Below are 21,529 nucleotides of genomic sequence, written 5' to 3'. Positions count from 1 at the left end.
TTGCCATGTCTGAACAGATTTTGATTCGCCGCGCTAACCGCTCTGATCTTGACCTCCTTGTTAGGTTAGAACAGCGCTGTTTTGACAGCGATAGGCTCTCCCGACGGAGCTTTTCCCACTTTATTAAAGCTGAGCACTCTCAGCTCTTAATCGCGCAATTAGATCGGCATGATTCAAGCGTTGACGGATATGTTTTAGTTCTATTTCGTCGCGGCACCAATCTCTCTCGTATTTACTCTGTGGCTGTGGACCCTGAGGCTCGCCGGTTAGGTATCAGCCGTTTGCTGATGCAGGCTGCTGAGCAAGTCGCGCTTGAGCGGGGTTCAAACTTTATGCGTCTCGAGGTGAGCCAGCAGAATACCAAGGCGCAAGCACTCTATAAAATATTGGGCTATCACACTATCGCCACACTCAATAACTACTACGAGGATGGGAGCGACGGGTTACGTATGGAGAAGCGCATTAGCGGCTCTGGACGCTCCAGCCGGTCATTGCACTACTATGAGCAAACCACGCCATTTACTTGCGGTCCCTCAAGTCTGTTGATGGCTCTTGCAGAGTTGCGATCAGACTATCAAATGAGCCGGGAAGAGGAGCTCAAACTCTGGCGTGAATCCACAACGATCTATATGACGTCTGGTCATGGCGGGTGCTCTCCCGTTGGGCTTGCCACTTGCGCAATTCGCCGTGGACTAAAGGCTGAACTTTATCTTAGCTCCGAAGAGACACCGTTTCTTGAGAGTGTTCGAGATTCAGCCAAGCGCGAGGTTATTGAACTTGTACACCGACAATTCCTGACGGAACTAGAGAGCCTCGGTGTCAGACCGGTCTATACGGTACTGGGCGCTGAAACCTTGGCAAGGGAGTTGAAAGGAGAGAAGGTTGCTATCTGTTTGATCAGTACTTGGCGATTAAATCGCAACAAAGCACCTCATTGGGTTATTGCGACTGGCGCGGACGAGCGCCACATCTACTTCAGCGATCCAGATCATGAAGGAGAATTCTGGACGAGTGAGGCAGATTTTGTCGATGTGCCGATATCGTTGGAGCAGTATGGACAGCTAGCGCGCTACGGCAAGAGTCGCTTTAGTGCGACTCTGCTGTTGTCGGTTTAGCTTAATCGCGCTCAATTGGCTCTCGATCTCGCCAGGCTCGATAGATACGGAAGGTGAAGATCGCACCAAAGACGTTGAGGAAATCGAGGATGGCTGAACCGACAAAGCCCAATACAGCGTTACCTTCAACAATCGGCGCAACCAGAAGCTCACCAATAAACAGCAGGCCGTAGATAATCGCCAACCCTTTGGCCAGCGTCCAGAATAGGTCCGCGGTGCCTGCCCAGCTCATCTTCATCGCCTCTATAGGGCTTTTGCGCTCCAGCAAGCAGACTTGGTTGGCCAACCCTAATCGCACGGCAATGTAGAGGCCTGGAAGTACTAGCAGCATCAATCCAACGGAGATCGCGAGTGCGCTCAGCAGGAAAGTGAAGAACAGCCGGCCCCAGTTCTGCAGGCCCCAAGCCCAGGCCTGTAGGGTACTAATCGGACGGCTATCAACAATGGATTGCATGTAGAAGATGGTCGCGCCCAGATAGATGGGCACAAACAGTAGGTCCATTGCGGTCAAAAGGAAGAGGTCGTTCTGCAGATTTGCTCCCTCTTCAATGCCGCCGATCACCGTATGCTGAACAAGCATAAGCACTGCAATAAAGGGCAGTTGAATACTCAGCAGATTGCTGAAGTTAGAGCGAAAGAAGAAGTAACTCTGTTTAAGGTAATCGGTAGCCATACAATCTTGGTTTCAGGTCCGTTTAGTTAATGCTGGGCTGAGAGAGTACATAAGTACAGAAGTTGCCGCTATCAAGATCGAGTTCAACTGACTTGAAGTAGTTTGAAGCGATACGTTTAAGCGGAACATGCTGGTTCACGACAAAGCAGGCTTTGCCCTCGGGTTTTAGCAGTCTAGCAGCGTTCCTTGAGAAACGATCTGTAAGATCATAGTCGACGCCAAAGCCGCTGTGAAAAGGCGGGTTACATAGTATCAGATCGAACTTAGAGTCCAACTGTTTACCGGCATTTGAGAAACTGAATGTTGCGTTGAGCCCAGCCCGTCCCAGCGTGGTTTCTGTTGCTAGTTTGGCCGCCGCGTTGTTATCCGTTGCCCAGACTTGGGCGCTCTGCCCGCAAGCAGCGAGGGCTAAGTAACCTGAACCACAGCCGAGATCTAGCACGCTAATGGACTCAAGTGGCAAGGGTGTGCCTAGCATATGTGGGAGGCGTTCAATTAACTGCTGGCTGCCTTTATCCACTTTTTTCCATCCGTAAACACCCGGCTTGGATAGAAGTGTGTATTCACTAACTTGAGCTATTTCTCGCAAATCGTCGTAGCCCTGATCGTCGAGTGGGGTAGCCGTCGGGGTGCCTAGGCTGAGCTCTGTCATCCAGCTATCGCCGCCAAGCTTTTTCTCCTGTCGATCACCCCCAAAGAGCTTTTGTGCGCTCTTTGCGAAGCTCTTTATCCCCTCCGACTTATCGCCGAAAAGAATCACTCGGGCATCAGTCTTAAGATGACGAGCAGCAAGATTTAGCAGGTGATTAACCACCGCTTTCTCCTTAGAGATGCGGTAGATAAGCTGATCAGTTGCGAACCCCTCAGGCCAAACAAAATCAGAGAAGCTAGACTCCCAGCCCTTCGCTTGCAGCCTTAGATGCTGATCAAAGCGGTTAGTCAGGGCGTGCCATCCAGAGGGCTTGTTGAGCTGTTGCAGGTCCAGATTCTCATCAACCACCAACAGCCCGGAGTCTGATTCACCCAAGCATTGGTTAATCAGTGTCTCGAAGTTAGGCATTAAAGATGCTCTCAACCTCAGCTGGAGTCAGTTCGCGCCACTCGCCCTCATAGAGCTCTTCGTCCAGCTGGATAGGCCCGATGGCATCACGATGAAGCTCTTCAACGCGATTACCGAGAGCGGCAAACATACGTTTAACCTGATGGTAGCGCCCCTCAAATAACTGAACGCGCGCGCTGGTCTCGGACAGGATCTCAAGGCTGGCTGGTTTGGTGGGCTCTTTTTCACCATTGAGCAGAATACCGCGCTCGAATTTCTCTATATAGCTCTCGTCGATTGGGTCAGCCAGAGTCACCTCGTAGATCTTACCCAGCTTGTGGCGCGGAGAGGTGATACGGTGGCACCACTGGCCATCGTCGCTCAGCAACACCAGACCGGTGGTGTCCACATCCAGGCGTCCCGCAATGGTAAGTTCGTCTGCACGGGGTAGTTCGACCAGCCCGAGTACCGAAGGGTGGGTGCCATCATCATTTGAGCAGACATAACCTACGGGCTTGTACAGCATGATGTAGCGCTCACGCGGTATGTCGATCGGATAACCATCGAGAAGGACTTCGTCCTCTTCGCTCACTTTTCGAGCTGGATTGCGCTCATACTCACCGTTAACCTGCACCTCATCGGCGTGCAGCATCCGTTTCACCTCTTTGCGAGAGAAACCGGTGGACTGAGCTAGATACTTATCTAATCGCATTTTTAACTGCCTAAAAAATTTGCGCTCTAGTATACCCAAGTGTTGCAGCGGATGCGCGCGGTTGCTGGGATGAGGTAAACTATGGCCTCTAACTTTTGAGGTGTGCTGTGAAACTCTTTGTTGATGATCTTACTCATGTCGATTTCTCTTATCTGGATGCCCAGCGCGGTTTGTTGGGAGAGTCCTGGGTGGTGCGTTTAGAACTGGATGGCACCCTGAATGAAGAAGGGATGATCTGTGACTTTGGCATCGTTAAGAAGCGAGTCAAACAGTGGTTTGATGACGGCATTGACCACGCACTAGCGATCGCTACGGGCATGCCGAATGTCGAGATTGCACAGGTGGATGAGCGCACTGAAGTCCGCTGGACTGACAACGATGGGCGTCTACTGCGATGTGTCGGCCCAGAGCAGGCCTTTGCGCTTCTAGATATTGAGGCGATTACTCCTGAGTCGGTTGCACGCTGGTGCGAGTCGCGTTTGATGGAGCTCTTCCCAGATGAGGTGCAGGGGCTGACGTTGACGCTCTACCCAGAGACGATCGACAGTGCGCTCTATCACTACTCCCATGGCCTACAGAAGCATCAGGGCAACTGTCAGCGTATCGCTCACGGCCACCGTTCACGAGTACAGGTGTTTGTTGATGGCGAGCGTAGTGCAGAACAGGAGGCGTACTGGGCTGAACAGTTCCGCGATATCTACATAGGCACGCGTTCTCATCTGCAGTATGAGGCCGCGGGAATTAGCTATTTCTCTTATGAAGCACCGCAAGGGGCGTTTGAGCTGTCATTGAGGAGCGATCGTGTCTATCTGATCGATACTGAGTCCACCGTGGAGCAGATTGCTGAGCATATGGCTCGCGTTACAGCAGCTAACTGCCCGCAGAAGTCTGTGGAGGTACGCGCGTTCGAGGGTATAGGTAAGGGGGCAATTGCCAGAGCTTAAGCGCTAGCAATTGACCTCAAGGTTATCGATAAGACGAGCGTGCCCTAGAAAGGCGGCCGCCAAGATAACCAGCTCTTTGTCCTTGGATGTCGCGGGTTGTAGATCAGAGCGACGCACAATATGGATGTAGTCCGGTTTGAAGCTTTCACGCTCGAGCGACTCATTCGCCTGTTTAATCAGGCCGTCAAAATCATCACTACCGCCTACTAGAGCGTCATGAATCGTGCGCAGCTGTGCGTAGAGTGCAGGCGCGCGTTTCATCTCTTCCTCGGTCAGATAACCGTTTCGCGAGCTGAGTGCCAAGCCGCTCTCTTCGCGCGCCGTATCAACGCCTACTAGCTCAACCGGCATCGATAGATCAGCCACCATTCGGCGGATAATATGCAGCTGTTGGAAATCTTTCTTCCCAAATACGGCGAGGTCAGGCTGCACCAGATTGAACAGCTTATTTACGATTGTGGTTACGCCGCGAAAGTGGCCCGGACGACTCGCGCCACAGTACATTTCAGAGACCCCGGGAACCTCCACAAAGGTCTGGCTAGCACGATCGCTTGAGTAGACCTCTGATTCAGAGGGGGCGAACAGCAGATCGCAACCATATTCGATTAAGCTCTGCTGATCCTCTTGCAGCGTGCGTGGGTAGCGCTCTAGGTCATCTTTAACATTGAACTGCAGCGGGTTAACGAAGATGGATGAGACAACGAAGTCGGTTCTCTCACGTGCTGTAGTCAGTAGGTTAAGGTGACCCTGGTGAAGGTTGCCCATGGTCGGAACGAAACCGATGCTTTTTCCCGCTCTGCGAGCGGTGCCGACGACTTGACGTAGTTCGGCAATGGTAGTGACTGTCTGCATACTATTCGAAGCTATGCTCCGGAGCTGGGTAGCTGCCGTCACGTACCGCACTTACATAGTTCTCGACAGCTTCGACAACGCTGCTGGAGCCCTGCATGAAGTCTTTCACAAACTTGGGCTTCTTGCCCGGGGTGATCCCCAGCATGTCGTGCAGAACAAGAACCTGCGCATCTGTATGCGGGCCGGCCCCTATACCAACAACGGGCACTTTAGAATTCTCGGTAATCTCTTCGGCGAGCAGTGTTGGGACGCACTCGAGAAGCAGTATTGCGGCGCCTGCTTCCTCGAGGATGCGTGCATCTTCAAGCATCTGTAGTGCGGCTGTCTGCTCGCGTCCCTGAACTTTGTAGCCACCCAATACATTGACTGACTGAGGGGTCAGACCTAGATGAACACAAACGGGTACACCCATCTGAGTGAGTTTGCTGACAGTTTCCGCCATTGCGCGTCCACCCTCCAACTTAACCATATGAGCACCGGCGCGCATCAATTCAGCGGCGTTCTCAAGCGCCTGGTCGACGTTGGAATAGCTCATGAAGGGCAGATCGCTCATGATCAGCGCCCCTTGGTTACCCTTGGCAACACTCTGAGTATGGTATGCTATATGCGCTACGGTGACGGGAAGCGTGCTGCTCTCGCCTTGCAGAACCATCCCCAGCGAATCCCCAACTAGAATGACCTCTACTCCAGCGCTGCTTACCAGATTGGCGAAGCTGGCATCGTAAGCCGTTAGCATGGCGAACTTGCGACTGTTGCGCTTATGCTCAATAAGGGTTTGTAGGTTTACGCTACTCATCGTCTTGATCTCTATGGGTCAAAGTTCTCAGTATTATAAAGCGACTGGCGCCAAAGTGCCCAGTGGACATTTGGTTAGCAGTTGCTGCAAGGGGATACCGTTGGGTAGTTCAATCTCTGGTGCAATCTCTGCCAGTGGGTAGAGAACAAATTCGCGCTCAGTCATATGCGGATGAGGCACCTGAAGTCGCTCAAGATCAATCTGCTGATCGGCGTAGAGCAGCAGATCTAAATCCAGTGTCCGAGGTCCCCAGTGTTGGATGCGTCTGCGCTGATGAGCGTTTTCAATGCTCTGCAGGGCGTCCAGTAGGTCTAATGGCTCGAGCGCCGTCTCTAGCAAGGCTACGGCATTAATATAGTCCGGTTGTCCGGGTGGGCCAACAGGATCTGAACGGTAGAGTTGGGACTGTTTCAGCAGTCGCGTTTGTGGAATCTCGTTTAGCTCGATAAGGGCGTCACTGACCTGTTGAATCGGGTTTTCGAGATTGCTCCCTAGCCCGACATAAGCGTGCACGCTCATTAGCTGTTATCGTCTTGACGCGGTGTAGAGGAGCGGCGACGGCGCCGACGTGGGCGTTTACGCTTTTCATCGCGCGGCTCGTGTCGCGGTGCAGGTGGCTTGTTGCCCCGCTGATACTCAGTCCACCATGCGCCCAGACCATTTTGGTTGTCGCCCGCCTCTTCTCGCAGGATCAGCAGGTCGTATCCAGCGCGGAAGCGAGGGCTCTCCATGATCTGCTCAGCGCGGTCGGTACGCGGTAAGCGGTGCTGAAGCTCCCAAATTTCTCGAATCATCGTCGAGAATCGACGTGGAATAGCGGTCGCTTTTATCTGCTCAGCCAATACTTGGTTTGCCGCTTCATGCAGACGCTGCAGAGGCGGCAGATCAGAGCGTTTCTCAAGTTTCGCCATGCGCTCTACTAGGGGGTACCAAAGCATGGCGGCAAACAGGAAGGCTGGGTTTACATTCTTGCCCTGATTGAGACGGCGGTCAGTATTACGTAGGGCGCAATCGACCAGTGTCTCTACTGGATAGAGCTCGGAGTCCAGCATACGGTCTGTGCCTGGTAGCAGGTACTGGAACATATCGAAGCGGATCAGTTGGCGTAGCGTGGCGACACCATGGCCGGTTTGCAGCAGCTTGAGGACTTCATCAAACATGCGTGCCGGTGCAACCTTACCAATTAATGGCGCAAGGCTGTGAATGGGTGCTGCTGTGCTCTCTTCGATTTCAAACCCGAGTTTTGCGGCAAAGCGTGCCGCACGCAGCATGCGTACTGGATCTTCGCGGTAGCGCTCATTCGGATCGCCAATAATGCGGATGCGTTTGGCCAGCAGATCAGGGTAGCCGTTGGCAAAATCGAGAATGCTGTGATCGCTGACATTATAGTAGAGCGCGTTGATCGAGAAGTCGCGGCGCAGCGCGTCATCTTCGATGTTACCGTAAACGTTGTCGCGTAGAAGCATACCGGAGGCTGCCTGCCGACTCTGATCAGCGCTATCGGCCGTATCGTGGCCTGCACGGAAGGTAGCTACTTCTATCACCTCGCGTCCGAAGCGGACGTGGACAATTTTGAAGCGACGTCCGATAAGACGAGCTCGGTTAAACAGAGGTTCGGTCTGCTCCGGGGTTGCTGATGTCGCAACGTCAAAGTCTTTTGGGTTCTTGCCGGCTAGAAGGTCTCGCACACAGCCGCCGACCAGATAGCCCTCGAAGCCCGCATCGAGAATGCGGTAGACCACGCGCATGGCGTTATCGTCCAAAGCATGACGAGGTATCTGATGCACCGATTCCGGAATAACTCGGCGTTCACCCAGAGGTAGAACCTCTTCAGAAAGTGGACTCTCTGTGGCCGCTTGCGTGGCAGACTCAGCAAGGGCGGGTTTCTGGCCGCGAGCTGTCCAGTAAAAAGCGCCAATAAAGCCAAGGCCAAGTAGTAAAAGAAGGATCTCTTCCATCAGTGCTGTTTAATCTTTTTAGGTAGTTGCCGAAATTGAGACGCAATCATACCAGCAGAGTAGTTGAATGGATATGTTGGGTTAGTGAGCGTGTAAGGCAGGTGCTATGTAACAAGGTGGGTTTGGGGGGACGGGTCGTGAAGCTACGTTCAGGCAGTGATTATTATTATTTTTTCACTGGTGTAGTCTTCACGACCGTCAAGGCTCTGTTGTTATTTTTATTCAGAGCAATTTGGCTTTGTTCTCACCCTTGTTATTTTTATTTGGGTGTCGCAAATGCCGCGTGTTGTTGTTGTTCTGGTGAGTGAATATATGTGACACCTGAGTATCTTTCAACATCTAAATTAGTTTTTTTGCACTATTGGCACCAAAGTCTAATGAGTATTAGATTATAGCGTTAGATCAGTCGGTAATTTAGCTAAGTCCCAGTGCTCGACGCCCCACTGATATATTTCAATAATTTCGTTATATATCAAATCTTTAGGTGGGTTTAGTGCGAGATTCTGAAAGGTGTTGATTAAGCTTTCTCTAATCTGGTCAGGATCGGTTGAAACGGGTTGCGCAAAGGTCTGTTTACTCAATTTTTGACCATCTTTTGCCAAAATTAGGGGTAAGTGAGCGTAATTTTTATGTTGAGAAAAATTTAACTTGCGCTGAAGAACCAGCTGTTTCGATGTTTCACTCAGTAGATCTTTACCGCGCACAACGCTGTTGATCGACTGCAATTCGTCATCAATAACTACTGCAAGTTGATAAGCAAACAGACCGTCACGGCGGAAAACGATAAAGTCGCTGACGGCTTCAGCGGCTTGTAGGCCTTGTACCTTGTCGATAAAGCTTGGGCTAGTTCCTCCTAGCGTGCGTATACCTGTCTGAGCGCCCTCGGCCGGAGGATGGCTGAGACAAAACCGATCGTATTCGGCCAAGGCGTTGCGCCCCTTGAGTTCGGAACGACTGCAACGGCAGTGATAAGCCAGGCCGTTTGCGACCAAGCTGTTCAAATACTCGCGATAGATCTCTAGGCGTTCGCTTTGGCGAATAATGGGTTCATCTGACTCCAGGCCATAGGCTTCTAGCGCATCTAAAATGGCTTTTTCAGCTCCAGGTTGAATCCGTGGTGGATCGAGATCTTCAATGCGTACCAGCCACTTGCCTGCGTTGGCCTTGGCATCTAAGTAGCTTGCGACGGCTGTAAGTATGGAGCCGGCGTGGAGTGGGCCGGTCGGCGAGGGTGCGAAACGTCCGCGATATACCATATAGGAGAGACGGTAGCTTCGTGATACCGAAGCTACCTAGCAGGAGTTAGCCGCCGACTTGCTTCTCTTTGATCTCAGCAAGCGTTTTACAGTCAATACATTGTGTGGCTGTTGGGCGCGCTTCCAGTCGACGGATGCCGATTTCAACACCGCAGTCATCGCAGTAACCGTAATCGTCCTCTTCTAGGCGCTCAATTGCTTTCTCGATCTTGCGGATCAGCTTGCGCTCGCGGTCGCGGGTACGAAGTTCTAGACTGAACTCCTCTTCCTGGCTAGCGCGATCGCTAGGGTCTGCGAAGTTCGTCGCCTCTTCTTTCAGATGGCTGATAGTCATATCAACCTCTTCCATAAGTTGGCGCTTCCATTCAAGCAGAATTTCGCGGAAGTGATCTTTCTGCGCTTCGTTCATAAACTCTTCTGAGTCTTTGATCTCGTACGGCGCAATGGTTGAGAATTTCTTTTCGGCGTTCGTTGGCATAATTACTGCCTCATCTCTTTAAGTGTCCGGTTTGTCCGTCACCTAATAACTGTCAAGAGTTAATAGAAGGCGGAGAACTTATCAGATGCCTTCCCTTTAGGCTAGTCCCTATTGTAGGTACTTACAATGGAACCTAAGCCGAGTGTGCAATCGAACGTACGCATCGGGTCTAATTGCCGTTTATAATGCGCGCAGCAGTAGGAGGATAGAGATGGCACAGGGCTGGACACAGAGAGCACAGGATATTGAGTCGTTCAAAGTAATGGACTTGCTCAAGCGTGCGAGCGAGTTGGGTGCTCAAGGCCAGGATGTAGTGCATCTGGGTGCTGGCGAACCCGATTTCGGGGCTGCGCCTCAGGTCATTGAACGCGCTAAACAGCTGCTCGACACTCAGCCGCTGACCTATACTGCCGCTGGTGGTATTCAGCCGCTACGCGAGGCGATTGCAGACTTTCATCAGCAGCGCTACGGACAGGCTATCAGCGCTGACCAAGTGTTGGTTACGGCTGGCGCCTCTGCTGGGCTGATGCTGGCGTTCGCACTGGTCGCAGAGCAGGGCACAAACTTCCTAATGGCAGATCCTGCCTACCCCTGTAATCGCCAGTTTCTGCGTTTAGTTGAGGCCGGTGCCAAGCTGATTGCGGTTGATCATCGCCATAATTATCAGCTCACTGCCGAGATGGTGGCAGATAATTGGGATCAGAAAACCTCGGGTGTGCTGATTGCCTCCCCAGCAAATCCGACTGGCGCGATGCTCGATGCCGCGGAACTAGAACGAATTGCTGCAGTGGTTAAAGCCAAGGGTGGAGTGCTGGTGGTCGATGAGATCTATCATGGATTGACCTATGGTGTAGAGACGCCTTCGGCAGTCCAGATCGACCCTGATGCGATTGTGATCAACTCCTTCTCAAAGTACTTCGGCATGACCGGCTGGCGTCTGGGGTGGGTCATCAGCTCGAAAGAGGCGATCGCTGAGATGGAGAAGATGGCGCAGAATCTCTTTATTTCACCTCCGACACTCTCCCAGTTCGCAGCGCTTGCTGCGTTTGAAAAGGATGCTCTCGCCCTTTTCGAAGAGCGCAGGCTAGAGCTTCAAGCACGTCGCGATCTGCTATTGGCCGGCTTGCTGGAACTCGGGTTTAAGGTACCGCGTGTGCCTGAAGGCGCTTTCTATGTATACGCCGATGCGAGTGAACTGACTGATGATAGTTTTGCGTGGTGTTGGGCGCTGTTGGAACAAGCAAAAGTAGTGGCAACACCTGGCGCAGATTTCGGTACAAACCAAGCCGAACGTTACGTGCGTTTTGCTTACACGACCTCGCAAGATCGAATTCGTGAGGCCCTGAATCGTATTGGTCAGTTTATAGAGGATCAGTCTGAGTGAGACACCCAGACCTTACCCTCCTCAATACGGCAATCGAACGCTTGCAAGCTCTTGCCGTTACACGGGCCGACGATGCACTTGCCCTCATCGAGGGTAAACAGCGCGCCATGGGTAGAGCATTGAATGTACTGCTTTTCGTAATCCAAGAACTGATCAGGCTGCCACTCAAGGCGGATACCGCGATGCGGGCAGGCGTTGATAAATGCGCGCACCTGATCCCCTTGCCGAACAATCAGAATAGCCTGCTCGCCCAATTCGTATCCACGAGCGCCCGGGTCCTCCAGATCGCTAACATCGCATATAGGTTGATTCATGCTGTGCCTCATCGCCAAGCTGTTCACTGCGTTGCAGCAAGCCTAACCCGAGGGATTTATTGTGTCTAATCCTAAGGCTCTGGTATTCAGCATGCCGGCGCTTGTGTTGGCAGTACTGCTTGGTCTCTGGGTTGGTCCAGTGTCATTGGATATCAGTGCGGCCTTTGAGTCGGGGTCGACTGACGCCGCTGTGCTCTGGCAGTTGCGGCTTCCGCGAGTTCTTCTAGCTGGGCTTTGCGGAGCGCTATTAGCATTGACCGGTGCCGCCACACAGACACTCTTTCGCAACCCCTTAGCCGACCCTTCGCTCATTGGTGTTTCAGCTGGAGCTGCACTGGCAACGGTTAGTGTTGTGGTGCTCGGTGGCTCCCTGCTAGCCGGGAGTGCGTTGCTCTCAATCTTGGGTCTGCCGCTGATAAGCTTTGCAGGTGGTGTCCTTGCAACGCTGTTAGTGACTCGAATGGCGTCGCAGTACCGCGCAATCTCAATGACCGCTCTGTTGTTGATCGGCTTAGCGGTCAATGCCATTGCCGGGGCCATGATCGGCGCGCTCAAATATATTGCCGATGCTCAGGCTTTGCGAGATGCCAGCTTCTGGATGATGGGGCGTTTCTCTGAAGCAAATTGGTGGCAGGTTGCTCTGTTAATGCTTGTTCTTCTCGTCTCGCTCTGGTTGTTGCAGGGTCGCGCAGCTGCCATGAACCTGTGGTTGCTCGGTCGCGAGGAGGCTCAGTTGTTGGGGGTGGATGTGCGAGCACTGCGGTGGCTACTGATTCTCTGCGCGAGCGTGGGCGTGGGTGTAGTGGTCGCGTTTGCTGGCCTGATCGGGTTTGTTGGTCTTATGGTGCCGCACCTTGTGCGCTTGTGGAGCGGGCCTGACAATCGATTACTGCTGCCCCAGTCGGCCCTAGTCGGTGCCTTGTTGATGGTGTTAGCCGATGCGCTCTCGCGCGCACTGATCTCACCTTCGGAGTTGCCGGTTGGTATCCTGACAGCACTGGCTGGAGGGCCCTTCTTCTTGTTGTTGATTCATCTGCGTTATCGCGAGGCGGGAAATGCTTAAAGCTCGTAACCTACATTTTGGCAATCGTTTGAACCTTGGCAGTTTTAGTGCTCAGCCGAGTAGCCTAACGGTTGTTCTTGGCTCCAATGGTGCCGGCAAATCGACGCTGCTGACTTGCATTGCAGGCCTGCTGGAACAGCCAGCGCTGCAGGTTGAATTCAACGGGACCGATTTGTTGGATTTGGCCGTTGATGAGCGGGCAAAGCGCCTCGCCTTTCTAACCCAACGACAAACTCTCGACTTCGATTTTACTGTCGACGAGGTTATTCGGATGGGGCTGCATCCACTGAATCTCGATGCAGAGCAGGCAGAGGCGCGATTTGACCAAATTGTTGATGCACTGGATTTGAGCGCCTTACTGGCTCGTCGTTACCCAACCCTGTCGCGGGGCGAAGCGCAGCGTACCCAGATCGCGCGGATTTTGATGCAGCGCTCTGTGGAACCCGGTCTGATTCTGATGGACGAACCGCTGACTGCGCTGGACCTACGCCATCAGCAGGATGTGATGCAACTGATCCTGCGTATTAAAGAGACCGAAGGGCACTGTTTTGTGGTAGTGCTACACGATATCAATATCGCTGCGCAGTTCGGTGATCAGTTTGCTTTGCTAGAACGAGGTGAAATGCTGGGGCTAGGCGGCACCGACCTGCTGCAACCAGACCTACTGAGCCGGGTGTTTGAGATAGAGATTCAGCGCTCTGTCGAGGCGGATGGTCGGCTTCAGTTCAACGCAGTAATGACCAACGATTGACGTTCGAGTTCGCTAACTAACAGGTCAACGACTTGCGGATTAGTAGTGTCAGCGTTGAGTGTCAGTGCTTGCTCAGCTTCGCTGAGCGGCTCGTTGCGGACCTGTTGCTGCTGATAAATCGAGATGTCGGCGTCGCTCGAGCGTTTGCTCTCGGTGAGCCGTCTCGCCAGTCGCTCACGGATAACCTCTTCCGGAGCCTCACAGTGAATGATCCGTAATGGATAATCGTAACGCTCAGCCAACTTTTCGAAGCGCTGGCGCACGCGTTGTTTGAGGAAGGTCGCGTCCAGAATCACAGTTTGGCCAGCGCGCATGAGCAGTTCGGTAATCTCCTCCACCCGTATATAAGTCCGCGTATCCATATCGGCACCGTAAAGCTCAATATGATCACCGCGCAGCGCTAGCTCTCGATAGATACGTTGACGCTCGATGCCGTTACGCACCTCTATGGCGTTGATGCGCTCCGCCAACTGCGCTGCTAGGTACGACTTACCTGTACCGCTACAGCCGTGCATTAAAATCAGCAGCGGTTTAGGCGGCTGCGAGTAGCGCGTTGTCAAAGCTATATAACGGTCGAACTCCTCCCAGTTTGGCTGTTCACCGAGCATGGCAACCTTGGCTCTAACCATCGAACGAAAGGCCTTGTAGTGCGGTAACAGTAGGAAGCCGCTGAAATCGCCGCTCTTCTCTATATAGCGGTTGAGGCAGCGATTAGCCCAGCGTTGATGTCCCCGAGCTTCAAGATCCATCATGAGAAACGCGAGATCGGCTATGCGATCGATCCAGCGGAATTCCAGATTAAACTCTATGCAGTCGAAAACGATCAGATGGCCATCGCTCAGAGTGATATTGCCCAGGTGAAGGTCGCCATGGCATTCGCGCACGAATCCATCTCGTTTGCGTGCTTTGAGCAGATGCTTAAGCGCACTGAAGCGCTCAGCACTGATCTGTTCGAGGCGGGTAAGTTCTTGCTGCTGCGCAGGCGACAGCAAGCTCCGATTAATCTGTTGGTAGTTATCCTCGGCGAGCTGTCTGATGCTATCGGCCTCGCCCCAGCGCGAATCAGGTGAAACTATGGGTGCGCGCGCGTGAAAATCAGCTATCTTATCTGCCAGTTGTTCGAGCCAACTAGGATCGAACTGATCCTTTGTGAGCAGTTCTGAGAGCAGTTGTCCCCCCTCGAACTGTCGCAACTTCACGGCGTATTCGATCGGGTGATCTGTTTGGCCTATGTGCGGGGAGTTTTCAGGGCCACCGATGCTAACAACCTCGAGGTAGAGGTCCGACGACATGCGCTGGTTGAGCCTGAGTTCCTCCTCGCAGAAGAACTTACGCTGCTCTAGCGTGGTAAAATCGAGAAAGCCAAAGTTAACCGGTTTCTTGATTTTGTAAACATAATCACCGGTGGTGATCAGCCAGGCGATATGTGTCTCGATCAGTTTCAGCTCGCTGACCTCATGTGGGTAGCAGGCCGGATCGAGCAGATTGTTAATCAGAGTAGATTCCATCAAACAGCAGCGCCTTGTGACTGGGCTGCAGATTATACTGAGAAGATGACGAAAAAGAGAAAAAAACCTGCAAAGCCGAAAAATAGCCGAAAATCGCGTTGGTTCAGAGCAATTTTCCTCTTTTTCTTGAAACTTGGTCTTGTGGGTATAGTCCTCGGTGGCGCCGGGTTGATCTATCTGGACGCACAACTTAAAGAGAAGTTTGAAGGCAAGCGCTGGGCTATCCCTGCTAAAGTCTACGCCCGTCCACTTGAGCTTTATCCGGGGCTAACGCTTTCGCAAGAGGCATTCAAAGCAGAGCTGCAAGGGCTGGGATATAAATTGGTGCAGCGGGCTGACAGGCCTGGTTCTGCTGTCTGGGGGCGTGGCAGAGTTGAGCTGTACACCCGCGGCTTTGACTTTCCTGAGGGCTCTGAGCCGCCTCGTCGTCTGGCGTTGAGTTTCAATGGCTCAACGCTGAATTCGATCAGTGACAGAGCTAGCGGCTCTCTGGCTTTGGCTAGACTCGAGCCCATCCTTATCGGTGGAATCTATCCCGGCGATAACGAAGATCGCGAGCTTGTTCAGCTCAAAGATGTACCTGCCTTGTTGCCCGATGCGCTCGTAGCGGTAGAAGACCGCGATTTCTATGATCACTTCGGTATCTCGCTCAAGGGTATCGCCAGGGCAATGTGGGTGAATGTTCGTGCCGGCCGTTTTGTGCAGGGTGGCAGTACACTGACTCAGCAGCTGATCAAGAATTTCTACCTGACGTCAGAGCGTAGTTTAGCCCGTAAGCTGTTAGAGCTGCCGATGGCGATGCTGCTGGAGTTGCACTACTCCAAACAAGAGATACTTGAGGCTTACCTCAACGAGGTCTATCTGGGGCAGGATGGCGCGCGAGCGATCCACGGCTTTGGCCAGGGTGCACAGTTCTACTTCGGTCGTCCGTTGGCGGAGCTAGATATACATCAGATTGCACTGATGGCGGGACTGATTAAGGGCCCATCCTACTATGATCCGCGGCGTCACCCTGAGCGTTCGCTAGATCGTCGTAATCTGGTGCTCAAATTGCTTCGCGATCAAAATTTTATCTCTGATCAGGACTACAACTGGGCGCAGGCGCAGCCGCTAGAGGTAGTTAGTAAAGGCAGCCGGCACAAGGGCGCTTACCCCGCCTATCTGGATATCGTCAAACGCCAGTTACGTACAGAGTATCGCGAAGAGGACCTCAACTCTGAGGGCGTGCGCATCTTTACCGCGCTGGATCCGCTAGTGCACCATCACGCTGCAACAGCGCTAGAGCGTGAGCTGGATAAACTTGCAAAGCGCCATGGTGCAAAAGGTCAGGACCTACAAGGTAGTGTGGTGGTGACCGACCCACAAACGGGTGAAGTTTTGGCGTTAGTGGGCGATCGCAATGCGCGCTTCGATGGTTTCAATCGTGCTTTGGATGCCTATCGGCCAATTGGCTCGCTAGTGAAACCTGGGCTTTACCTGAGCGCTTTGGAGTCAGGTTATACGCTGATCAGTCCGCTGAGCGACCGTTCGGTGAAGCTACAGCAGCAGGACGGCTCGTTCTGGGAGCCGCAAAACTTCGACGGTAAGCCGAAAGGTGAGGTACCGCTATTCGAAGCTTTGTCCCGCTCGTACAACTTATCAACTGCTCATCTAGGGTTGGATCTGGGTGTCGATCGGGTGGTCGAAACCCTTCAGCGCCTTGGTGTTGAGAAGACGATAGATCCCTATCCCTCGCTCTTCCTTGGAGCTCTTGCGCTTTCGCCTGTTGAGGTTGCGCAGATCTACCAAACGATTGCAGCTAATGGTTTTCGAATGCCGTTGAGGGCAATACGTCGCGTGACTGACGCGCAGAACACTGAGCTGTCACGTTACCCCTTCAACCTTGAGCAGATCAGCGATCCGGGTTCTGTGCACCTGTTGCACTATGCACTGCAGGCTGTTGCCCGTGAGGGAACAGCGCGCTCGCTCTATCAAACCTTGCCCGCAAACCTGAATGTTTCGGGTAAAACGGGCACATCTGACCAACAGCGTGATAGCTGGTTTGCGGGTTTTACCGGCAACCGCTTAGCGGTAGTTTGGGTAGGGCGTGATAACAACACTAGTCTGCCATTTACCGGCTCTGGCGGTGCATTGAAGGTGTGGACAGAGCTGATGCGTCAGGAGCGTCCTGATCCCTACATTACTCTTAAACCGGACAATGTTGAGTACTTTTGGGTGGACCCTGAGCGCGGTGTATTGACTGATCCAGAGTGCTCCGGTGCTCGCTCTGTACCCTTTATACGAGGGACTGAACCGCGGCAGCGACTCACCTGTACGGGTCAGTTGCGTTCGGAGCGACCCGCTAAGTCCGGTGATGATCTATTGGATTGGTTTAAAGGCTGGTTTCGTTGAATAATTGGACGTAATCAGACAGGATATCGCGCATGAATATCAAGATCTCTTCGCTGTTGATTACAGTGAGCGTACTCGCCGGTTGTGCCGGTCCCAACCCCTACGTTGCTCCTGTTGAGGAGCGCAGCCTTGCGCCAGTCGTACCGCCACCGGCGGGGACAGTGCTGCCGGCTGAGCCGGTAGAGGGAATTAAAATCACACCCGTTTACGATGCACCGTCATTTGCGCCGTCCGATACTACGAGTGCCCAATCAGCACCTGCGCAGCAACTACCGGCTGAACAACCGATGCCGCAAGTACAGCAGGGTTCGAACACTGCAGTTGTCGCGCTCTTAGGTGATGCACAGCAGGCAGCCGGACGCGGTGATTATGCCAACGCAGAGTCGCAGGTCGAGCGTGCATTAAGGATTGCTCCGCGTGATCCACAGATTTATCTGCAACTCGCTGCTGTGAAGCGTCAGCAGGGTGAGTATCTGCAAGCAGAGCAGGTGGCACTGCGAGGTATCGCGCTCGCTGCGGGTCTGCCGGACTACAAGCGCAGACTCTGGCGAGAACTTGCGTTGATTCGCACCCAGGCAGGAGACTTTGCTGGCGCTACTCAGGCCGAGGCTGAAGCGGAACGTTTTTAAGGCTGCGAGCCAGCAGTGCAAGGCCTGCCGCACCCAGCAGTAGGCTGATAGCTGCTGTTGCAAGATAATGCGCGCCGAATCCGGCTGCCAGAAAGGCTAGCCCACTTACCATCGGCGCAACGACTGCACGAACCCTAAACCAAATCAGGCTAGTTAGCAGTCCCGCGAGGCAACAGAGCCCCAAGACGAGTGTGTAACTTTCGCCATAACCCATTCGACGGCAGAGTTCGAACAACGCAAATAGGCCCAGCAGCCAGCGCCCCCAAGCGGGGCGGCTGATCGGATAGTTCTTTGCAATTGCCCCAATAGCTGTCACCAGCATCGGTGCGCCAGCATAGATCGCCAGGTTGTTGAGTATGCGCAGTAGCGTGCCAGAGTCTGACCCCTCAGCATCAAGCGTCACCTGCCCTAGTACAGCCAGTGCTGCGGCTAGTGCGCTCAGCGTGATGACAAAGTACTCAGAGTTGTGGTCATCCTCTCGGTTTGCTTTTGCCTTGGTGGCAAGAGCAACACCGAGAGCGGCCAGCAGAAACAGCACCTGGCTAAGAATCAGCACGATTAGCCTTTGAGCTTAGCAAAGGCACGATCAGCTGCAGCGATAGTCGCATCCAAATCAGCCTCAGTGTGCGCTGCTGACAGGAAGCCCGCCTCGTAAGCTGAAGGCGCTAGATAAACACCTTCATCCAGCATCAGATGGAAGAAGGTTTTGAACGCTTCGAGGTCACAGGCAGTCGCCTCAGCGAAGCTATTAACTGAGTCAGCTTCGGTGAAGAAGAGGCCAAACATACCGCCCACGGCAGCTGTGCAAACCGGTACGCCGTTCTTTGCAGCAACTGCTTTGAGTCCCTCAGTGAGGTACTCGGTTTTAGCGCTCAGCTCTTCGTACAGTCCTTCACGCTGCATTGCAGTAAGCATTGCGATTCCGGCACGCATCGCTAGCGGGTTACCGGAGAGTGTTCCGGCTTGGTAGACCGGACCCAGCGGTGCAATTTTCTCCATAATCTCACGTTTACCACCAAAGGCTCCTACCGGCATGCCGCCGCCGATGATCTTGCCGAGGGTTACGAGATCGGCATGGACGCCGTAAAGCTCCTGTGCGCCGCCACGTGCTACGCGGAAGCCGGTCATCACTTCGTCAAAGATCAGCACGCTGCCGTACTGATCGCAGACTTCGCGCAGCCCCTCCAAGAAACCGGGTACGGGAGGAATGCAGTTCATGTTGCCAGCTATTGGTTCAACAATAATACAGGCAACCTGTTCGCCAACTTCGGCAAAGGCCTCTTTAACGCTATCGATATCGTTGAAGTTCAGTGTGATCGTATGCTCTGCGAGGGCCGCAGGTACACCCGGAGAGTTTGGCTCACCCAAAGTAAGTGCGCCGGAGCCCGCTTTAACAAGCAGAGAGTCTGAGTGGCCATGGTAACAGCCCTCAAATTTTACGATTTTGTCGCGACCGGTGTAACCGCGCGCCAAGCGGATCGCACTCATTGTGGCTTCAGTGCCGGAACTCACCATGCGAACCAGATCCATCGCTGGCACAGTTTGGCAGATGAGCTCGGCCATTTCGGTCTCAATCGCAGTCGGAGCACCAAAGGAGATACCGTAGTTCAACGCTTCGCGAACGGCCTCAATCACTGGTGGAAAGTTGTGGCCAAACAGCATCGGACCCCAGGAGCCGATGTAATCGATGTACTGCTTATCATCCTCGTCGTAAATGTAAGCGCCTTCGGCTCGCTTAACGAATACAGGCGTACCGCCCACACCTTTGAAGGCGCGAACAGGGGAGTTAACACCACCCGGGATATGTTGTTGAGCGGCAGCGAAAAGCTGTTCAGATCTGGACATTAAACAATACCTGTAATCTTTCGTTTAAATATATAAGTGAAACTTGCGCTAATTATCCACAGCCAAGGGGTGGCTGCCAAACGCTACTCCTCATGCGCGGCGAATTTAGCCTGAATCGCAGCATAGGTGAGGACACCTACTGGGATCCCCCGTTGTATGACGATAAGGGCGCTGGATTCGTTTTCGCTCATCAAATCCAATGCCTGCAACAGATTTGAGCGGTCCCGAATGTTCGCCATTAATCGCCAATGAGTTCGCGTTTCCAGCGGTATCTCTGCCTGCTCAATCTGCGCGTCACCCTCATGCTCCAGAGGCTTCATCCCGCGGGCGAGTTGGAGTTTGCCGTCTACGCGCTGTATTAGCCAATGGTTCTCCACTAGCAGCTCTTGCTGATCAGATTCGCTCAGTTCGCTGCCGACGAGAGAATAGCTGCGGCTCATCACCTCATCAACACCGATGCTCATCAGTATGCGGCGGTACGCGAGGGTGTTGCGGCTCATTCCCTGCAGACTCAGCATGCGTTCGAAGATCGATTTGCGTTTGAAAACAGAGCGCATCATCAGTTCACTGCCGACGATCACCATCATTGCGGCAGTCAGAATATGACTGCTACTGCTCCACTCGAAAACGGCAACCAGTGCGGCCAGCGGCGCATGGATAATTGCGGACATCATCGCGGCCATACCGATGAGCGCATAGTTGCTCACCTCGGTGGTGATCTGCATCTGATCTGAGACGCTGGCGATAACTGCGCCTAAAAGGCCTCCAGCCGCCATCGCTGGACCAATAACTCCGCCGGGCACACCTAGACCTAGGATAATGGGTGTGATCACTAGGTAGCAGGCGAGCAGTGCAAGCATCTGCTGTAAGGTAAAACTCTCGTTAATGGCTCCAAGCATGCTGACGTGCACTGGAATCAGTATCTCGGGCAAAACCAGTGCGACTGCCCCGACAAGACCGCCGGCCATCATCATTCGGCCCAACAGCGGTGATCTACGTGTCGCCACGCGGATCTGTAGTTCTTGGAAGAAGAGCGAGCACAGGCTAATTGCTAGCGTTAGTAACAATAGCAGCGGGATCTCTTGGGAAAAGTTGATCGTTTCGGCGAAAAGATGCGGGTGTACTGATTCCGTGAAAAGGGTTTCGGTTAATTGGTCTGCGACTACGGCAGCCACAATGACAGCGATAAATCCGGTAATGCTGTACTCCAGTAGCACCACTTCCATGGCGAATAGAATGCCGGCTAGGGGGAGTCCAAAGAGCGCGGCGATTGCAGCAGCGGAACCGCATCCGATTAACAGGCGCTGCTGGCTAGCTGGGACTTCAAAGCGCTCCCCAAGTAGTGAGCTAATAGCTGCACCTAGGTGTACGCCAGGGCCCTCTCGGCCGACAGGATGCCCAGTTCCAAGCGTGAGTGCCGCGCCAAGTAATTGGTTAATCAGGTTGGGAAGCGGCAAAGCGCTGTGCTTATAAGAGAGATGTTCGTGTAGATGTGTAATACCGACTCGGCGAAAGTCCGTCGGCTGACGCTGCCAAATACTCCACAGCAGCAGTGCCCCAGTCATCGGAAGCAAAAAGCGCCAGATCGCTGAGAGTTGTGTCAGATCATCAGCGAGCCCTGAGATGCTTACTCCCAGCTCTGGAAGCTCGATTAACCAACGGAAAAGGCTGATCAGTAGAGCGGTGACCAGACCGGTTGCCAGGCCGATCAAGCTCAGTACTGGAAGTTTTTGGTAACGCTGGATCTGACTGTCAGCTGGCTGCATTGGCCGCGAATTCCTTCAGTAAACCTTGTGTCCAAGTGGAGTTATACACTGAGCA

The 21,529-nt window shown here is 53.3% G+C and carries 21 protein-coding genes; 7 read left to right on the top strand and 14 right to left on the bottom strand.

Translation table 11 applies throughout. The annotated features are described in order from the left end of the window. The first annotated feature begins 5 nt into the window (after positions 1-5). Positions 6-1,115, top strand: coding sequence for a GNAT family N-acetyltransferase/peptidase C39 family protein (locus tag AC1WNR_RS14120; protein ID WP_481645129.1), 1,110 nt, complete (start codon positions 6-8; stop codon positions 1,113-1,115). A gap of 1 nt (position 1,116) precedes the next feature. Here AC1WNR_RS14120 and AC1WNR_RS14115 read toward each other — a convergent pair whose 3' ends face one another. From AC1WNR_RS14115 to rsuA, 3 genes are read right to left on the bottom strand one after another with little or no spacing between them, the layout of a single operon-like run. Then, positions 1,117-1,788 carry a YciC family protein gene (locus AC1WNR_RS14115; protein ID WP_481645128.1) on the bottom strand — a complete coding sequence of 224 codons (672 nt, stop codon included), beginning with the start codon at positions 1,786-1,788 and terminating at the stop codon, positions 1,117-1,119. Between the two features lie 22 nt (positions 1,789-1,810). Beyond that, on the bottom strand, positions 1,811-2,848 hold the full coding sequence (locus AC1WNR_RS14110; RefSeq protein ID WP_481645127.1) for a class I SAM-dependent methyltransferase: 1,038 nt from the start codon (positions 2,846-2,848) through the stop codon (positions 1,811-1,813). Next, complete coding sequence (gene rsuA, locus AC1WNR_RS14105; RefSeq protein ID WP_481645126.1) at positions 2,841-3,539, bottom strand: 16S rRNA pseudouridine(516) synthase RsuA; 699 nt, start codon at positions 3,537-3,539, stop codon at positions 2,841-2,843. Before rsuA ends, AC1WNR_RS14110 begins: the two co-directional genes overlap by 8 nt. Before the next feature lie 107 nt (positions 3,540-3,646). On the opposite strand from rsuA, the gene AC1WNR_RS14100 reads away from it, so the two are divergent. After that, positions 3,647-4,483 carry a 6-carboxytetrahydropterin synthase gene (locus AC1WNR_RS14100; RefSeq protein WP_481645125.1) on the top strand — a complete coding sequence of 279 codons (837 nt, stop codon included), beginning with the start codon at positions 3,647-3,649 and terminating at the stop codon, positions 4,481-4,483. Between the two features lie 3 nt (positions 4,484-4,486). Here AC1WNR_RS14100 and panC read toward each other — a convergent pair whose 3' ends face one another. The 6 genes from panC to dksA form a co-directional block, all read right to left on the bottom strand. Then, the gene (gene panC / locus AC1WNR_RS14095) at positions 4,487-5,335 is read right to left on the bottom strand and encodes a pantoate--beta-alanine ligase (RefSeq protein WP_481645124.1); all 849 of its coding nucleotides are present in this window, start codon (positions 5,333-5,335) and stop codon (positions 4,487-4,489) included. Position 5,336: 1 nt separating this feature from the next. Then, positions 5,337-6,131 (bottom strand): 3-methyl-2-oxobutanoate hydroxymethyltransferase, encoded by a 795-nt coding sequence (panB, locus tag AC1WNR_RS14090; RefSeq protein WP_481645123.1) that lies wholly within the window; start codon positions 6,129-6,131, stop codon positions 5,337-5,339. A 33-nt stretch (positions 6,132-6,164) separates the two neighbouring features. Then, positions 6,165-6,650 carry a 2-amino-4-hydroxy-6-hydroxymethyldihydropteridine diphosphokinase gene (gene folK / locus AC1WNR_RS14085; protein ID WP_481645122.1) on the bottom strand — a complete coding sequence of 162 codons (486 nt, stop codon included), beginning with the start codon at positions 6,648-6,650 and terminating at the stop codon, positions 6,165-6,167. Beyond that, the gene (gene pcnB, locus AC1WNR_RS14080) at positions 6,650-8,089 is read right to left on the bottom strand and encodes a polynucleotide adenylyltransferase PcnB (protein WP_481645121.1); all 1,440 of its coding nucleotides are present in this window, start codon (positions 8,087-8,089) and stop codon (positions 6,650-6,652) included. Before pcnB ends, folK begins: the two co-directional genes overlap by 1 nt. 389 nt (positions 8,090-8,478) lie before the next feature. Next, the gene (gene gluQRS / locus AC1WNR_RS14075) at positions 8,479-9,345 is read right to left on the bottom strand and encodes a tRNA glutamyl-Q(34) synthetase GluQRS (RefSeq protein WP_481645120.1); all 867 of its coding nucleotides are present in this window, start codon (positions 9,343-9,345) and stop codon (positions 8,479-8,481) included. Between the two features lie 46 nt (positions 9,346-9,391). After that, a complete protein-coding gene (dksA, locus tag AC1WNR_RS14070) occupies positions 9,392-9,823 on the bottom strand; it encodes an RNA polymerase-binding protein DksA (RefSeq protein ID WP_481645119.1) in 432 nt (143 codons plus the stop codon). Between the two features lie 211 nt (positions 9,824-10,034). On the opposite strand from dksA, the gene AC1WNR_RS14065 reads away from it, so the two are divergent. Continuing rightward, positions 10,035-11,207 carry an aminotransferase class I/II-fold pyridoxal phosphate-dependent enzyme gene (locus AC1WNR_RS14065; RefSeq protein ID WP_481645118.1) on the top strand — a complete coding sequence of 391 codons (1,173 nt, stop codon included), beginning with the start codon at positions 10,035-10,037 and terminating at the stop codon, positions 11,205-11,207. On the opposite strand, the gene AC1WNR_RS14060 is transcribed toward AC1WNR_RS14065, so the two are convergent. Then, positions 11,195-11,521: a Rieske (2Fe-2S) protein gene (locus tag AC1WNR_RS14060; RefSeq protein WP_481645117.1), complete on the bottom strand. Its 327-nt coding sequence runs from the start codon at positions 11,519-11,521 to the stop codon at positions 11,195-11,197. The genes AC1WNR_RS14065 and AC1WNR_RS14060 overlap by 13 nt on opposite strands. A gap of 61 nt (positions 11,522-11,582) precedes the next feature. On the opposite strand from AC1WNR_RS14060, the gene AC1WNR_RS14055 reads away from it, so the two are divergent. Together AC1WNR_RS14055 and AC1WNR_RS14050 are read left to right on the top strand one after the other, a co-directional pair. Beyond that, complete coding sequence (locus AC1WNR_RS14055; RefSeq protein WP_481645116.1) at positions 11,583-12,584, top strand: FecCD family ABC transporter permease; 1,002 nt, start codon at positions 11,583-11,585, stop codon at positions 12,582-12,584. Beyond that, positions 12,577-13,335 carry an ABC transporter ATP-binding protein gene (locus AC1WNR_RS14050; protein ID WP_481645115.1) on the top strand — a complete coding sequence of 253 codons (759 nt, stop codon included), beginning with the start codon at positions 12,577-12,579 and terminating at the stop codon, positions 13,333-13,335. The genes AC1WNR_RS14055 and AC1WNR_RS14050 overlap by 8 nt, the downstream gene beginning before the upstream one ends. Here the strand turns inward: AC1WNR_RS14050 and AC1WNR_RS14045 are convergent. After that, complete coding sequence (locus AC1WNR_RS14045) at positions 13,305-14,843, bottom strand: bifunctional aminoglycoside phosphotransferase/ATP-binding protein (RefSeq protein WP_481645114.1); 1,539 nt, start codon at positions 14,841-14,843, stop codon at positions 13,305-13,307. The two genes, AC1WNR_RS14050 and AC1WNR_RS14045, sit on opposite strands and share 31 nt — an antisense overlap. A 45-nt stretch (positions 14,844-14,888) precedes the next feature. Between AC1WNR_RS14045 and mrcB the strand changes: the two genes are divergently transcribed. Together mrcB and AC1WNR_RS14035 are read left to right on the top strand one after the other, a co-directional pair. Beyond that, the gene (gene mrcB, locus AC1WNR_RS14040) at positions 14,889-17,234 is read left to right on the top strand and encodes a penicillin-binding protein 1B (protein ID WP_481645113.1); all 2,346 of its coding nucleotides are present in this window, start codon (positions 14,889-14,891) and stop codon (positions 17,232-17,234) included. 32 nt (positions 17,235-17,266) lie between these two features. Further along, complete coding sequence (locus AC1WNR_RS14035; protein ID WP_481645112.1) at positions 17,267-17,863, top strand: hypothetical protein; 597 nt, start codon at positions 17,267-17,269, stop codon at positions 17,861-17,863. On the opposite strand, the gene AC1WNR_RS14030 is transcribed toward AC1WNR_RS14035, so the two are convergent. From AC1WNR_RS14030 to AC1WNR_RS14020, 3 genes are all read right to left on the bottom strand, one after another. After that, positions 17,829-18,419 (bottom strand): hypothetical protein, encoded by a 591-nt coding sequence (locus AC1WNR_RS14030; protein ID WP_481645111.1) that lies wholly within the window; start codon positions 18,417-18,419, stop codon positions 17,829-17,831. The two genes, AC1WNR_RS14035 and AC1WNR_RS14030, sit on opposite strands and share 35 nt — an antisense overlap. Before the next feature lie 2 nt (positions 18,420-18,421). Then, positions 18,422-19,708: a glutamate-1-semialdehyde 2,1-aminomutase gene (gene hemL, locus AC1WNR_RS14025; RefSeq protein ID WP_481645110.1), complete on the bottom strand. Its 1,287-nt coding sequence runs from the start codon at positions 19,706-19,708 to the stop codon at positions 18,422-18,424. Between the two features lie 83 nt (positions 19,709-19,791). After that, positions 19,792-21,474, bottom strand: a complete 1,683-nt coding sequence (locus AC1WNR_RS14020) for a chloride channel protein (protein ID WP_481645109.1) — start codon at positions 21,472-21,474, stop codon at positions 19,792-19,794. Between the last annotated feature and the right edge of the window lie 55 nt (positions 21,475-21,529).

This window comes from Marinobacterium marisflavi (assembly GCF_982447095.1).
Note: the sequence above shows the minus strand (reverse complement) of the source record. Positions and strands in the feature narration are given on the sequence as shown.

Excerpts from the sequence above, each read along its gene's own strand:
- AC1WNR_RS14045 (WP_481645114.1), bottom strand. The coding sequence starts at position 14,843 with ATGGAATCTACTCTGATTAACAATCTGCTCGATCCGGCCTGCTACCCA.
- hemL (WP_481645110.1), bottom strand. The coding sequence starts at position 19,708 with ATGTCCAGATCTGAACAGCTTTTCGCTGCCGCTCAACAACATATCCCG.
- panC (WP_481645124.1), bottom strand. The coding sequence starts at position 5,335 with ATGCAGACAGTCACTACCATTGCCGAACTACGTCAAGTCGTCGGCACC.
- AC1WNR_RS14050 (WP_481645115.1), top strand. The coding sequence starts at position 12,577 with ATGCTTAAAGCTCGTAACCTACATTTTGGCAATCGTTTGAACCTTGGC.
- AC1WNR_RS14115 (WP_481645128.1), bottom strand. The coding sequence starts at position 1,788 with ATGGCTACCGATTACCTTAAACAGAGTTACTTCTTCTTTCGCTCTAAC.
- rsuA (WP_481645126.1), bottom strand. The coding sequence starts at position 3,539 with ATGCGATTAGATAAGTATCTAGCTCAGTCCACCGGTTTCTCTCGCAAA.
- AC1WNR_RS14035 (WP_481645112.1), top strand. The coding sequence starts at position 17,267 with ATGAATATCAAGATCTCTTCGCTGTTGATTACAGTGAGCGTACTCGCC.
- AC1WNR_RS14020 (WP_481645109.1), bottom strand. The coding sequence starts at position 21,474 with ATGCAGCCAGCTGACAGTCAGATCCAGCGTTACCAAAAACTTCCAGTA.
- panB (WP_481645123.1), bottom strand. The coding sequence starts at position 6,131 with ATGAGTAGCGTAAACCTACAAACCCTTATTGAGCATAAGCGCAACAGT.
- gluQRS (WP_481645120.1), bottom strand. The coding sequence starts at position 9,345 with ATGGTATATCGCGGACGTTTCGCACCCTCGCCGACCGGCCCACTCCAC.
- AC1WNR_RS14120 (WP_481645129.1), top strand. The coding sequence starts at position 6 with ATGTCTGAACAGATTTTGATTCGCCGCGCTAACCGCTCTGATCTTGAC.
- mrcB (WP_481645113.1), top strand. The coding sequence starts at position 14,889 with ATGACGAAAAAGAGAAAAAAACCTGCAAAGCCGAAAAATAGCCGAAAA.
- dksA (WP_481645119.1), bottom strand. The coding sequence starts at position 9,823 with ATGCCAACGAACGCCGAAAAGAAATTCTCAACCATTGCGCCGTACGAG.
- AC1WNR_RS14060 (WP_481645117.1), bottom strand. The coding sequence starts at position 11,521 with ATGAATCAACCTATATGCGATGTTAGCGATCTGGAGGACCCGGGCGCT.
- AC1WNR_RS14065 (WP_481645118.1), top strand. The coding sequence starts at position 10,035 with ATGGCACAGGGCTGGACACAGAGAGCACAGGATATTGAGTCGTTCAAA.
- AC1WNR_RS14110 (WP_481645127.1), bottom strand. The coding sequence starts at position 2,848 with ATGCCTAACTTCGAGACACTGATTAACCAATGCTTGGGTGAATCAGAC.
- folK (WP_481645122.1), bottom strand. The coding sequence starts at position 6,650 with ATGAGCGTGCACGCTTATGTCGGGCTAGGGAGCAATCTCGAAAACCCG.
- pcnB (WP_481645121.1), bottom strand. The coding sequence starts at position 8,089 with ATGGAAGAGATCCTTCTTTTACTACTTGGCCTTGGCTTTATTGGCGCT.